The sequence below is a fragment of the Bacillus sp. GS3m_15504 genome, from assembly GCF_055825275.1.
Genome location: NZ_JBVVNL010000003.1, coordinates 181381 through 195196, shown reverse-complemented (window position 1 = coordinate 195196; position 13816 = coordinate 181381). Strand labels below are relative to the sequence as shown.

At 35.9% G+C, this 13816-nt stretch carries 13 protein-coding genes and 1 other RNA gene; 12 read left to right on the top strand and 2 right to left on the bottom strand.

Annotated elements, in window-relative coordinates; all coding sequences use genetic code 11:
- Positions 1-30: 30 nt before the first annotated feature.
- Positions 31-981, bottom strand: a complete 951-nt coding sequence (locus AC0L0O_RS23020) for a nucleoside hydrolase (RefSeq protein WP_131371150.1) — start codon at positions 979-981, stop codon at positions 31-33.
- A 275-nt stretch (positions 982-1256) separates the two neighbouring features.
- Here AC0L0O_RS23020 and AC0L0O_RS23015 point away from each other — a divergent pair, with 275 nt between their 5' ends.
- The 7 genes from AC0L0O_RS23015 (at position 1257) to ssrA (ending at position 7303) form a co-directional block, all read left to right on the top strand.
- Entirely contained in the window at positions 1257-1625 is a 369-nt protein-coding gene (locus AC0L0O_RS23015) for a CidA/LrgA family holin-like protein (protein WP_000673222.1), read from the top strand.
- Positions 1622-2314, top strand: coding sequence for an LrgB family protein (locus tag AC0L0O_RS23010; RefSeq protein ID WP_000078306.1), 693 nt, complete (start codon positions 1622-1624; stop codon positions 2312-2314). The genes AC0L0O_RS23015 and AC0L0O_RS23010 overlap by 4 nt, the downstream gene beginning before the upstream one ends.
- Before the next feature lie 94 nt (positions 2315-2408).
- Positions 2409-2642: a preprotein translocase subunit SecG gene (secG, locus tag AC0L0O_RS23005; protein WP_000557262.1), complete on the top strand. Its 234-nt coding sequence runs from the start codon at positions 2409-2411 to the stop codon at positions 2640-2642.
- A 161-nt stretch (positions 2643-2803) separates the two neighbouring features.
- The gene (estA, locus tag AC0L0O_RS23000; RefSeq protein ID WP_000761976.1) at positions 2804-3544 is read left to right on the top strand and encodes a carboxylesterase; all 741 of its coding nucleotides are present in this window, start codon (positions 2804-2806) and stop codon (positions 3542-3544) included.
- Positions 3545-3686: 142 nt separating this feature from the next.
- A complete protein-coding gene (gene rnr, locus AC0L0O_RS22995) occupies positions 3687-6107 on the top strand; it encodes a ribonuclease R (protein ID WP_000391100.1) in 2421 nt (806 codons plus the stop codon).
- Positions 6108-6354: 247 nt separating this feature from the next.
- Entirely contained in the window at positions 6355-6822 is a 468-nt protein-coding gene (gene smpB, locus AC0L0O_RS22990; protein ID WP_001123905.1) for an SsrA-binding protein, read from the top strand.
- A gap of 126 nt (positions 6823-6948) precedes the next feature.
- Positions 6949-7303: a transfer-messenger RNA gene (gene ssrA / locus AC0L0O_RS22985) on the top strand.
- Positions 7304-7621: 318 nt separating this feature from the next.
- On the opposite strand, the gene AC0L0O_RS22980 is transcribed toward ssrA, so the two are convergent.
- Complete coding sequence (locus tag AC0L0O_RS22980; protein WP_131371143.1) at positions 7622-8389, bottom strand: GNAT family N-acetyltransferase; 768 nt, start codon at positions 8387-8389, stop codon at positions 7622-7624.
- A gap of 415 nt (positions 8390-8804) precedes the next feature.
- On the opposite strand from AC0L0O_RS22980, the gene AC0L0O_RS22975 reads away from it, so the two are divergent.
- The 5 genes from AC0L0O_RS22975 (at position 8805) to AC0L0O_RS22955 (ending at position 13756) form a co-directional block, all read left to right on the top strand.
- Positions 8805-9482, top strand: a complete 678-nt coding sequence (locus AC0L0O_RS22975; protein WP_001982759.1) for a response regulator transcription factor — start codon at positions 8805-8807, stop codon at positions 9480-9482.
- 414 nt (positions 9483-9896) lie between these two features.
- On the top strand, positions 9897-10910 hold the full coding sequence (locus AC0L0O_RS22970) for a siderophore ABC transporter substrate-binding protein (RefSeq protein ID WP_000753444.1): 1014 nt from the start codon (positions 9897-9899) through the stop codon (positions 10908-10910).
- A gap of 19 nt (positions 10911-10929) precedes the next feature.
- Positions 10930-11946 carry an ABC transporter permease gene (locus tag AC0L0O_RS22965; RefSeq protein ID WP_000041820.1) on the top strand — a complete coding sequence of 339 codons (1017 nt, stop codon included), beginning with the start codon at positions 10930-10932 and terminating at the stop codon, positions 11944-11946.
- On the top strand, positions 11943-13007 hold the full coding sequence (locus AC0L0O_RS22960; protein WP_000631249.1) for an iron chelate uptake ABC transporter family permease subunit: 1065 nt from the start codon (positions 11943-11945) through the stop codon (positions 13005-13007). The genes AC0L0O_RS22965 and AC0L0O_RS22960 overlap by 4 nt, the downstream gene beginning before the upstream one ends.
- Positions 13004-13756, top strand: a complete 753-nt coding sequence (locus tag AC0L0O_RS22955) for a siderophore ABC transporter ATP-binding protein (protein WP_000590068.1) — start codon at positions 13004-13006, stop codon at positions 13754-13756. Before AC0L0O_RS22960 ends, AC0L0O_RS22955 begins: the two co-directional genes overlap by 4 nt.
- Positions 13757-13816: the final 60 nt, after the last annotated feature.

Genomic DNA, 13816 nt, shown 5'->3' with positions numbered 1-13816 from the left:
CCGTGAGAAATCACGGTCTGTTTTTTTATGCTAAAATTCTTCATCAGTCATAAGTGACATGAAATGTTTAAAGAAACGGTTATAATCAAAATCGATTGCGATTTGATGACTCGGCCAATCCATAAATGGTTTAGGGTTTTCTAAGGAACGAAATTCTCCAATGCTTGCTCCTTGTGCATAAGATTCTGCCATGACAACGATAGGTGATTTGTGATACGTAAACATAGAATTATCAAGTAAAGCGAGTATTGGCATTGTGTCATGGAAGGGGCTACCTTTTAAATCTGGCAGGGCATTTTTATAATATCCATAGTAATAATGATCGAATAACGGTTTGACGAGTGGGGCTTTACCTTTTGCTTCAATGTACTCGGCCATTTCTGGTGTAATGATGGAGTATTGGGTAACGTTTAACGGGTATATGTACATGTTAGCTGCGGATTGAAGAACAATGTTAGCAGCAGTAGGATCGCCATAAAAGTTTGCTTCGGAAATAGGGGTGACATTACCAGGATGTAAAAAGGCACCGCCCATTACGTAGTAAGATTTAATTTGTTTCATTAACTGTTTGCACATGATAAATAAAATTGCTAGAGAGGTAAGTCTTCCTAAACTTACAATGATTAATTCATCTTTATACTGTTCAATAAGAGGAATGACTTCAAAGAAATTCTCCATTTCTCCGTTAGTCACATTCCCATTTGGAATAATTGGCCCAAGCCCTTGTTTCCCGTGTACATCTGTAAAAAAAGCGGGCGGGGCACCAGTAAGCGGACGCTCTGATCCACCAAATATTTTAATATTTCTATTCCTTGTTTCGTTCGTAAGAAAATGAGCATTTTGTACGGCCATTTCTTTTGGAACATTACCGTAATCAGCAACGATGCCGATGATTTCTATTTCATCGATAAAGAATGCTAAGAGGAGAGCCATCGTATCATCAATCCCAGGATCACAAAAAATAAGAACTTTTTTGGGCATATGTTCACCACCTATCTTCTTTATATATATGTAAGCTTAAGAATAAAAAGATTATTTTATTGAAATAACAACCTTTAAAATTCAGAAAATAAAAACTTCTTATATTAGGTCAAGGTTTTTGACTTAATTTTTATTTAGAAATGTAGTCATATCAAGGTTGTAAGCGTATAACATAGGCGTTTTTTGCTGTCAAGTTGATAAATTGCAGCTTTTTACAATTTATACTATGATAAAGATATTAACAGAAGATCGTATAAACAAGAGGGATGATGAACATGAAATTTACAAAAATTCTTGTCCAAATTGCTGCTCTTTACGTTTTTTATATGGTTGGAACGTGGGTACAAGAAATGCTAAATATTCCAATCCCAGGAAGTTTGATTGGAATGTTCCTCTTACTTGTTTTACTTAGCCTAAAAGTTCTTCCAGTGAAATGGTTCGATTTAGGAGCAGAAACACTCGTTGCTATTATGCCGTTTTTATTAATTCCGCCAACGCTTGGCCTAATGAATTACGGTGCTTTTTTTATGAGTAAAGGAATTTCTCTTTTCATTACAGTTGTAGCGAGTACATTTTTAATTATTATTGTCGCAGGACATACAGGACAATATCTTGCGAATAGAAAGGAAAGAGAGTCGCGATGAGTCAAATATTAATCGGAATTGGTTGGGTTCTTTTTACGGTGCTATTATATCAATTATCTAAAAAAATCTATAAATTATTTCCAACACCATTCACCATTCCAATGCTTGTAGCAACAGGATTAATGGCTTTCTTATTAATCGTGCTTGATATACCGTATCAACATTATATGGAAAGTGGCGGCGGCTGGATTGCAAAGCTGCTCGGACCCGGTGTTGTAGCATTTGCAATTCCTCTTTATAAACAACGTCACGTTCTGCAAAAGTATGTTGTACCGATTGCGGGTGGTGTATTAGTAGGTACAACAGTTGCTATTGCAAGTGACTTTGCTATTGCCTCACTTATGGGAACAGATAAAAGCTTAATTTTATCTTCTTTACCAAAATCGGTGACAATGCCAGTTGCGATGAGTGTTTCGGAGCAAGTTGGTGGTGTACCGTCATTAACAGCAGCTTTCGTTGTTATTGCAGGTATTACAGGAACAATTACTGGACCGCTTTTATTAAAATGGAGCCGTGTTACAAACTCAGTTGGTAAAGGAATCGGATTTGGATGTGCTTCTCATATTATGGGCGTGATGAGAGCGATGAAAAATAATGAACATGAAGGTGTTATTGGATCGGTAACAATGACATTAACAGCCATTTTGACATGTTTGCTCGGGCCGTTATTTGCAATGATGTTCATGTAAGAGAAGAAAAGCGAGAGCAACCTTATAGCTCTCGCTTTTCTATAGAATTTATGCTACAGTTACAATAACTGAATTTTTGTAGGAGGTACGCCAAGTGCATACGTTATTATCCGTTTTACTTATTATTGTATCGATTTTAATGATTGTTATGGTACTTATGCAGTCTAGTAATAGCTCAGGCCTTTCAGGTGCAATTTCAGGCGGTGCAGAGCAATTATTTGGTAAGCAAAAAGCACGTGGAATTGAAGCGGTATTAAACCGTATTACAATTGTTTTAGCTGTATTGTTCTTCGCATTAACAATTGGTGTTACGTACTTAAACTTATAGAATGGAAAGAAGAAGCGTTAGTAAGATGTACTAATGGTTCTTCTTTTTTTGTTTTGCCATTTGAAAGATGTTTCTAATTAGATTATAGAAATACAAATATGGTACACTAGATATAGAAAGAATACGACTAGATTACAGAAGAGAAAGAGGAGAAGTACATGATGAAATTAGCATCTCCGAAACCATTTACATTTGAGGGTGGAGACCGCGCTGTTTTATTACTACATGGATTCACAGGAAACTCAGCTGATGTACGTATGTTAGGGCGTTTCTTAGAAAAGAAAGGCTACACTTGTCATGCGCCAATTTATAAAGGGCACGGTGTCCCACCAGAAGAGCTTGTTCATACAGGTCCTGAAGATTGGTGGCAAGATGTAACGGAAGCATATCAGCTTTTAAAAGATAAAGGGTTTGAGAAAATTGCTGTCGTTGGATTGTCACTTGGCGGAGTTTTTTCACTAAAATTAGGTTATACAGTACCGGTTTTAGGTGTAGTACCAATGTGTGCACCAATGTATATTAAGAGTGAAGAAACGATGTACCAAGGTATATTGGCATATGCCCGCGAATATAAAAAACGTGAGCAAAAATCACCAGAGCAAATCGAACAAGAAATGTTGGAATTCCAAAAGACACCGATGAATACATTAAAAGCATTACAACAATTAATTGCTGACGTACGTAACAATGTGGACATGATTTATGCACCAACATTTGTTGTACAAGCGCGTCATGATGAAATGATTAATACAGATAGTGCGAACATTATTTATAACGGTGTAGAATCAACGTTAAAAGACATTAAATGGTATGAAGACTCTACGCATGTCATTACACTTGATAAGCAGCGTGACGAGCTACATGAGGATGTATATAACTTCTTGGAGCAACTAGATTGGTAAGATCTAGTTGCCTCTTTTTTTCATAAGGAATTTTTTGTGAAAACTGTAAAAATCATAAGGGGAGTATTGAAGTTTCACTTTATACATCCCCTATCTTTCGGATACACTAAATAATATAAGGTTTTAAAGGAGGTATTTTTGCTTGGAAGAAATCATACAAGAACATATTGATAAGTTGTTATTATTTATGAGAGAAGAAGCGTATAAACCGCTAACGATACAAGAGTTAGAAGAGGCATTTGGGATTGAAGGTTCTGAGGGCTTCAAAGATTTCGTAAAGGCACTTGTAACGATGGAAGAAAAGGGGCTTGTTATTCGTACTCGTAGCAACCGTTACGGTCTTCCTGAAAAGATGAATTTAGTACGTGGTAAGTTAATTGGACATGCACGTGGCTTTGCATTCGTTGTACCAGACGAGAAGAAAACAGGAGATGATGATCTTTTCATCCCGCCTACAGAGTTAAACGGTGCACTTCATGGCGATACAGTATTAGCACGCCTTAGTTCCCAATCGAGCGGTTCGCGTCAAGAAGGTTCCATTGTACGCATTTTAGAGCGTGGCACGAAAGAATTAGTTGGTACATATACAGAATCGAAAAACTTTGGATTTGTTATACCTGACAATAAACGTTGGACAAGTGACATTTTCGTATTGAAAAGCGCATCAATGGGCGCTGTAGAAGGTCATAAAGTAGTTGTGAAAATTACGAGTTATCCAGAGAATCGTTTAAGTGCAGAAGGTGAAGTTATTCAAATTCTAGGTCATAAAAATGATCCAGGAGTAGATATTTTATCTGTCATTCATAAACATCACTTGCCTTTAGCGTTCCCTGAAGAAGTGATGGAACATGCAAACAGTGTACCAGAAACGATTTCAGAAGAAGATTTAAAAGATCGCCGTGACCTACGTGACCAAATGATCGTAACAATTGACGGTGCAGACGCGAAAGATTTAGATGATGCTGTTACAGTAACGAAGCTCGAGAACGGTAACTATAAGCTTGGCGTTCACATTGCGGATGTAAGCCATTACGTTCAAGAAGGTTCTCCAATTGATGTAGAAGCAGCGGAAAGAGCGACGAGTGTGTATCTTGTTGACCGTGTAATTCCGATGATTCCACATCGTCTATCTAACGGTATTTGTTCATTAAATCCGAAAGTAGACCGTCTGACGTTATCTTGTGAAATGGAAATCAACAACTTAGGTGACGTTGTCAAACACGAGATTTTCCAAAGTGTAATTAAAACGACAGAGCGTATGACGTATGCTGACGTAAGAAGCATTTTAGAAGATGAGGACGAAGAGCTAATTAAGCGTTATGAACCGTTAGTGCCGATGTTTAAAGAGATGGGGCAATTAGCACAAATTTTACGTGAAAAACGTATGCGCCGCGGTGCAATCGACTTTGACTTTAAAGAAGCGAAAGTATTAGTGGATGAAGAAGGAAAACCGACAGATGTTGTCATGCGTGATCGTTCTGTATCAGAGAAGTTAATTGAAGAATTTATGCTTGTTGCGAACGAAACAGTAGCAGAGCACTTCCACTGGATGAACGTACCATTCATGTATCGTGTCCATGAAGATCCGAAAGAAGATAAGTTAGAGCGTTTCTTCGAGTTTGTAACGAACTTCGGATATGCGGTAAAAGGACGTGCGAATGAAGTGCATCCTCGTGCGCTGCAACAAATTCTTGAAATGGTTCAAGGACAGCCTGAAGAAGTAGTCATTTCAACAGTTATGCTTCGTTCAATGAAGCAAGCACGTTACGATGCAGATAGCTTAGGACATTTCGGTTTATCAACGGAGTTCTACACGCATTTCACATCACCAATTCGTCGTTATCCAGATACGATTGTTCATAGATTAATTCGTGAATACATCATTAACGGTAAAGTCGACAATGAAACGCAAGCAAAATGGCGTGAAAAATTACCTGAGATTGCAGAACACTCTTCTAATATGGAACGTCGTGCTGTTGAAGCAGAACGTGAAACAGACGAAATGAAAAAGGCAGAGTACATGGTTGATAAGATCGGCGAAGAGTATGACGGTATGATTAGCTCTGTAACAAACTTCGGTTTATTCGTAGAGCTTCCAAATACAATTGAAGGTCTTGTACACGTTAGCTACTTAACGGATGATTACTACCGTTATGATGAGCAGCATTTCGCAATGATTGGAGAACGTACAGGTAACGTATTCCGCATCGGTGACGAAATTACAATTCGCGTTATTAACGTAAACAAAGACGAGCGTGCAATTGACTTTGAAATCGTTGGTATGAAAGGTACGCCTCGTCGTAAGTTCAAAGACCGCCCAGTCGTTATCGAACAGCCAAGAACAGGCAGAAAGAAACGCGGTGGACGTAGCGAGCGTAGTAATGAGCGCGGCGGAGAACGTGGCACAGGAAGAAAATTTGACCGTGGTGGCAAAGGGAAAGGAAGAGGATCTGCATCCGCATCCGCTAGCCAGCCAGGGAAAAAAGATGGTAACGGTAAGAAGAAAAAAGCATTCTTCGAAAACGTACCAGGATTCAAGAAGAAAAAGAAAAAGCGTAAGTAAGAAAAGGATGGCTTCGCTTTGATGAAAAGCGAGGCTTTTTCTTTTTTCTTGGTGGCTTGAGAGCGAGCCACTTTCGCTTTTTATAGAATCCAGCTACAGTGGCTAGAATGTTCGGCGGCTTCGCTCCTTCCCGAGAGGCAAAGAACGCCTCAAGGTCAGAAGCTCCATCCACCCCACATTCTGAACGAGCCACTTTCGCTTTTTATTAACATTTGTTACAATAGTAAAAATAGAGGAGGGACGTTATATGCCAAAAGGTTCAGGTAAGGTTATTGCACAAAATAAAAAAGCATTTCATGATTATTTCATCGAAGAAACATACGAAGCAGGGCTTGTCCTTCAAGGAACGGAAATTAAGTCGATTCGCGCTGGACGCGTGAACTTGAAAGATGCATTTGCTCGTGTACATAATGGTGAAGTATGGGTTCATAATATGCATATTAGTACGTACGAACAAGGGAATCGTTTCAACCACGATCCGCTTCGCACGAGAAAGTTACTTCTTCATAAAAAAGAAATTGAGAAGTTAGCGGGTGCTTCAAAAGAAACAGGATATGCACTAGTTCCAGTTAGAATCTATTTGAAAAATGGATTTGCGAAAATGGCACTTGGTTTAGCAAAAGGTAAGAAACAATACGATAAACGTCACGATTTAAAAGAGAAAGAAGCTAAACGTGAAATTGCACGCGCGTTCCGTGATCGCCAAAAGATGTAATACAGATATTTACATTTGTAAAACGGCGCGCGTATGTTATAATAACTTATGTAAGATTGTTGCACATTGAAAAACAGCTCTTAGTAGCTATCACGAAATTTTCTTCGTATGCTCCATTTTTATCATGGGGACGTTACGGATTCGACAGGGATAGTTCGAGCTTAGGTTGCGAGTCGAGGGGATCGGCCTCGTTAAAACGTCAAAGCCTATAATTGGCAAACAAAACAATCTTTCTTTAGCTGCTTAATTGCACTAAAGGTTCCTCCCTCCATCGTCCATGTGGTAGGGTAAGGGACTCAAACTAAGTGGACTACGCCGGAGTTCGCCGTCTGAGGACAAAGGAAGAGAACAACCAGACTAGCAACTTGGAAGCCTGTCGATAGGCCGAAGAGTTCGCGAAACGCTAATATATCGACTACACTCGTAGAAGCTTAAGTGCCGATATTTTTGGACGTGGGTTCGACTCCCACCGTCTCCACCAATACATATTTGGTGGTTTTTTATTTTGTATATAACAGGAAGCGTAACTTTGCATAAAATGCAGGTTTATGCTTCCTTTTTTGTTATGCAAAGATATGCTTCTTGGAAGGAATTTTAATTAATGTTGTTTTAGAATAAGGTTTGTTCAAATTAAGCAAATAACCTTGATAAACAAAAAAGAAAAAGGCGTGTTTTGAAAAAAGATTGTTCAAAACACGTCTTTAATATTTTCCATTAGCTTATTTTTTTATAAAAAGTTGGATCATTTCCCATCTATGTTGCTCAACAATCCTGCCCTCTAGCTGAATAAGAAAACTCCTTATTCAAATACAACCATTTCTCCAACATCCATAAATCCAAATCGCTTATAGATATTTTTCCCATCATCTGAAGCCTGTAATACAACTGGTTTTTGTTTATTCGTTGTTTGATTTAGAAGAAATTGAAACATTTCACTGCCAATTCCTTTACCTCTAAATGTTTCTTTTGTCATCACATCATAAATACCATAACTATCTTTGCTTTCTATTAATAAACCAGTAGTTACAGGCATTTTATCTATGCATCCAATAAACATTTGAACTTCTGAACCTAATTTTACTTGAGAAAACTTATTAAAATAACGTTCTAATGCGTCTTTTTCTGGTGTACCCTCAAATAAGCTCATGAATACGTCTATATATTTTAAAAGTTCTTCATTATTCTTTACATTAGTAATCATAAGTTGATCGGAAATTCTTTGACCAACATTAAGAGTATTTTCAAGCTTCATCATCACATTACGTTCCGCTTCTTCTAGGTCATATTCTTGCATAAGTTTAGTCCAATCCTCGGTTAAATACTGAGCATCAATCCAAATACTAAAGGGATATTTTTTATATGAAAAATTATCGATTCCATGTCTAATCTTACCTGCATTTTTGATATTTGGAGATTTCGGCAATACTACATTGAATGTATCGGTAGGAATGTCTGTATTTGCTATGATGAAATCTTCTTCTTTTGTAAGTTCTGCACTAACAGCATGGGTAAATACTTTTAATTTTTCTTCCAAATTGTTTATGACTAATTGTTGATTTGTAATCATGTTTTTGCACCTTTCAAATTAATTTAGCACGCTGTTTTTTTATTATAAGGTTAATTAAACACTAAATATACTGTGTTCACAGTATTTACATCCTCCCATAATATTCAGAAAACTCCAGAGTGATTTGATTTCTAGATTTAAAGTAATAGAAAAAATACCGTATTTTGTTTTGTAGTTTTATAAAATGATTATGTTGATCGAGAAGGAGAGGTGCCCCTTAATGATTAAACAACATGTATTTAAATCTTCATATGTTTTGTGTTTTTATCCATACCTATTGTAAGATTATATAGAGTTCTCCTAATAAGCTGTTATAATGGCTTTTTTAGGAATTTAACATTTATAAAACTTAAATTATTTTTTTGAGATGATTTTTTATGTAACTAAGTTATATTGAAGTAGAGGTGAACCATCGGTGAGGCAGGTGTTAGTAATTAAAAATGAACGGTCTTTAGCAAAGAAAATCGTAAGCGGTTTAACCGAAGAAGGCCATTTCATTTTAAAACTTCACAATGAAAACGAAGGTTTAAATATAATATATGAACAAGATTGGGATATTATCATATTAGATTGGGATTCATTAAGCATATCCGGGCCGGAAATTTGCAGACAAATACGACTTGTTAAAATGACACCGATCATTATTGTGACTGACAATATTTCTAGTAAGGATTGCGTGGCAGGGTTACAAGCAGGAGCTGATGATTATATAAGAAAACCATTTGCGAAAGAAGAACTAGTAGCAAGGGTGCAAGCTATTTTAAGGAGAAGTGACTGTAACCAGCAAAATGAAACAACCTTTTTTCAGTTTAAAGATCTCTTTGTTGATGCATCTAGCAATATTGTGAAAAAAGCTGGTAAAAATCTCTCACTTACTAAGCGCGAGTACGATTTACTTGTATTTTTAATTAAGAATAAAAATACAATATTGAGCCGTGAAATGCTTTTGAATCAAGTATGGGGATATAACGTAGTAGTAAATCCAAATGTAGTAGACTTATATATTGGATATGTAAGAAAAAAGTTAAAGTGTGAGAAGAAAGACAGATATATTCAAACGATACATGGTAGAGGTTATTCAATGATTGAATGATAGAAATAAGATAATAGAAAAAACGAGTAAAACGTTTCATTTAGTTTTATTCGTTTTTTTCTTTAAATCAATAACCAAATAGTTTTTGAGAAGTATGAAAAGATGTAAAAAGTATATTTCTATCAGGCGAGGGATTATGAAAATACTAGCTATTAATGAGCCGGTTTTGTAGGAAAAACCATAGTTAGTCAACGTGCTGGATTTCAAATGTTACTTTTGATATTTAATTTATGCTTGGTTTTATTAATTCAAACCATTCACAAGATTTTCACAGAATTAATGATTATACTAATTAACAGGATGTTCAATTGAAAATGATTATCAATATTGGTTTAGGCGGATAGCAGTTACTATCTAATTCAACCTATGGACGTTATCATTTTCGAAATAAATTACATAATAAGGAGTATACGTATGAAAAAAACTATGCTTTTAAAATTAGTAAGTATTCTAGCAATTTTCACTTTAATGTTAGTAGCTTGCTCAGATTCAGGTAAAGAAACTTCGAAAGCTACTAAAGATAATAGTAGTGATAAGCCAAAAACGGTTGAAATCACTGATGCACATGGAAAGGTTACTGTTCCTGTAAATCCAAAGAATGTAGTTGCTTTAGATAATAGAACGTTTGAAACTTTAGCTGATTGGGGAATTAAATTAGCGGCTGCTCCAAAGGATATTATGCCTGCTGATTCAGCATATAAAAAGGATGAAAAAGTTCAAAATATTGGGAATCACCGTGAACCAAATCTTGAAATCATTGCAGCTGCAAATCCTGAACTTGTAATCGTTGGTCAAAGATTTGCTGACCACTACGAAGAAATCAAAAAATTAGTACCAAATGCAGCAGTTATTGATCTTAATTTTGATGTTTCTGAGAAAGCTACTAAACCTGGCGAAAACTTAGTAAAAGGACTTAAAGATTCTACAATTACTTTAGGAAAAATCTTTAATAAAGATAAAGAAGCTAAACAATTAGTAGCTGATTTTGATAAATCTATTGAAAAAGCAAAATCTGCTTATAACGGAAAAGATAAAGTTATGAGTGTTATTGTTACTGGTGGTAATATTGGTTTTGCTGCTCCACATTCTGGTCGCGTTTGGGGACCAATGTATGAAATTTTCGGTTGGACTCCAGCGTTAGAAGTTTCTAATTCTACTGCAGGTCATAAAGGTGATGACGTTTCTGTTGAAGCTATTGCACAAACAAATCCTGATTGGATTTTCGTATTAGATCGTGATGCAGCAACATCTGATGCAGCTAAGTCAACACCTGCTAAGGATGTTATTTCTAAATCACCTGCTCTTCAAAATACAACTGCTATTTCTAAGAAACAAGTTATTTATGCACCAGAAGATACTTACACAAATGAATCAATTCAAACTTATATAGAGTTATTTGGAAATATGGCAAAAACTTTAGCTAAGTAGTGTAAAGGGGTACGAAACAGTGTCAAAAAATATAATTTCTAGGGTTGAGAATATTTCTCAACCCCAGTTTTATAATCACAATAAATTATGGACAAAACCTTTTATAATAGCGATTATAGTTGTTATAATTTTAGGGATTATATCACTGTTTACTGGAGTTTATGATATACGTGGACAAGAGGACGGGACAGAGATGTTTTTCATCACTCGTGTTCCGAGAACAGCTGCATTAATGCTTACTGGAGCTGCGATGGCGATGGCAGGACTCGTAATGCAACTCATTACACAGAATCGCTTTGTTGAACCGACTACAACGGGGACTATTGAATGGTCAGGCTTAGGCCTGCTTTTTGTGTATTTATTATTTCCTGCCCCGACTTTAGTTCAAAGAATGACTGGTGCAATCATTTTTTCTTTTATAGGAACTATGATTTTCTTTCTATTTTTAAGAAGAGTTAAGCTTCGTTCGTCTTTAATTGTTCCGATTATTGGATTGATGCTTGGAGCAGTAATTTCTGCAGTGTCTACTTTTTTAGGACTCCTTTTTCAAAAGACGCAAAGTATTGAAACTTGGTTTGTAGGTTCATTTGCTAACATTCAGGTGGGAAGATATGAATATTTATGGCTGATTGTTATCATTACTTTTCTTATTTTTATGTATGCTAATAGATTGACTTTAGCTGGACTAGGAGAAGATGTCGCAACAAGTCTTGGAGTTAATTACAATCGAATTGTTCTTTTTGGGACTGCTCTTATCTCTGTTGCAGTTGGAATTGTTGCAGCTGTTATTGGACACTTACCTTTCTTAGGATTAATTGTGCCAAATATCGTTTCAATGTTTAGAGGTGATGATCTTAGGAGTAATTTACCTTGGGTTTGTGTCATCGGAATGGGATCAATAACTGCCTGTGACATCATTTCTCGAACAATTATTCAGCCTTTTGAATTACCTGTTTCTTTAATACTTGCAACAGTGGGAGCAGTCGTGTTTATTACTATTTTATTGAGACAAAGAAAACCAAGGAGGCTACGATGATCACATTAGAATATAGAAAAAAAGAAAATGTCGAAATCGATTCTAGCCTTCATAATGAAAGTAGATCAGCTAGCGCTTTTCGGTCTAAGAAGGAAGCAAGACGTTATTGGATTTTACTGATAACATTGATTACTTTAGGTCTTCTTTCTTCATATGGACTTTTAGTTTATAACAATCCAGTTCCGATAGATTCACCTTCTTTTATCCCAGTCGTTAAGAGAAGGATAGTAGCTATTGTTGCAATGATTATTGCTGCGGTTTGCCATAGCTTGTCGACAGTTGCTTTCCAATCTATTACGAATAATAAAATTATTACTCCTTCACTTTTAGGTTTCGAATCACTTTATTCAGCAATTCAAACGAGTACAGTATTCTTCTTTGGTGCTAGTGCGTTAATAAATTTTAATGGAATTGGATCATTTTTATTCCAAGTTGTTGTTATGGTCTTCATGAGTTTGATACTTTATGGATGGTTACTTTCCGGTAAATACGGGAATTTACAACTTATGCTTTTAGTTGGAATTATTATTGGTACCGGGCTAAATTCTGTGTCAACTTTCATGAGAAAACTACTTGCGCCTTCAGAATTTGATATCTTACAAGCAAGATTATTTGGTTCTGTTAATCATGCAGATCCTGCATATTTTCCTATTGTAATTCCTATGATCATAATTGTAGCGGTATTAATTTTTGCTCATTCTAAGAATTTGAATGTTTTGTCACTAGGAAAAGATGTTGCTACTTCTTTTGGAGTTAAATACCAACCTAGTGTAATTTATACGCTTGTATTAGTAGCTATTTTAATGTCCATTTCAACAGCTCTAATTGGGCCACTTACTTTCTACGGCTTTTTAGTGGCAACTTTGAGTTATCAGGCAGCGTCAACTTATGATCATAGATATATTTTTCCGATGGCTTTTGCTATAGGATTTTTAATAATGACGAGCGCATACTTTTTAATGTATCATGTATTCCATGCTCAAGGTGTAGTTTCAGTTATTATTGAATTATTCGGTGGAATCATATTCTTAACTATAGTTTTAAGGAAGAGGGCTTTATGATAAAAATTGATAATGTTAAAAAGTTCTATACGGATAAGGTAAAAATAGGACCTTTGGATATTGAAATACCAAAAGCAGGCTTTACTTCTTTAATCGGACCAAATGGTGCTGGAAAGTCAACGACACTTTTGATGATTGGTAGACTTTTAGATATGGACGAAGGTCAAATCCAGGTAGCAAATATGGATGTTTCTGAATCTAAATCAAAAGACTTAGCAAAAGTTTTGACTATATTGCGACAAGAAAATCATTTTGTAACGAGGCTCACTGTTAGACAATTAGTTGGATTTGGGCGCTTTCCTTATTCAAAGGGAAGATTAACGAAAGAGGATGAAGTTATCATTTCTAAATATATCGACTTCCTAGATTTAACTAATTTAGAGAATAGATATTTAGATGAGCTTTCTGGTGGTCAAAGACAAAGGGCATATGTAGCGATGGTATTGTGCCAAGAGACTGAATATGTACTTTTGGACGAGCCGCTAAATAACCTGGATGTTGCTCGATCTGTTCAAATGATGGAGCACTTGAGACGTGCGGCTAATGAATTTGGAAGAACAATTTTGACTGTTATGCATGACATAAATTTTGCAGCTAAATACTCTGACAAAATTTGTGCAATGAAAGATGGACAAATTGCTGCTTTTGGAACAGTAGAAGAGGTTATGGACTCAACACTTTTGACAGATATTTTTGAAACAAGAATAGAAATTATCAAGGGTCCTTATGGGCCAATCGCTGTTTATTAATTACAAAATGAGCATGTAAAAAAGCTGCTGTCTATATTTTATAGACAGCAGTTTTTTTTC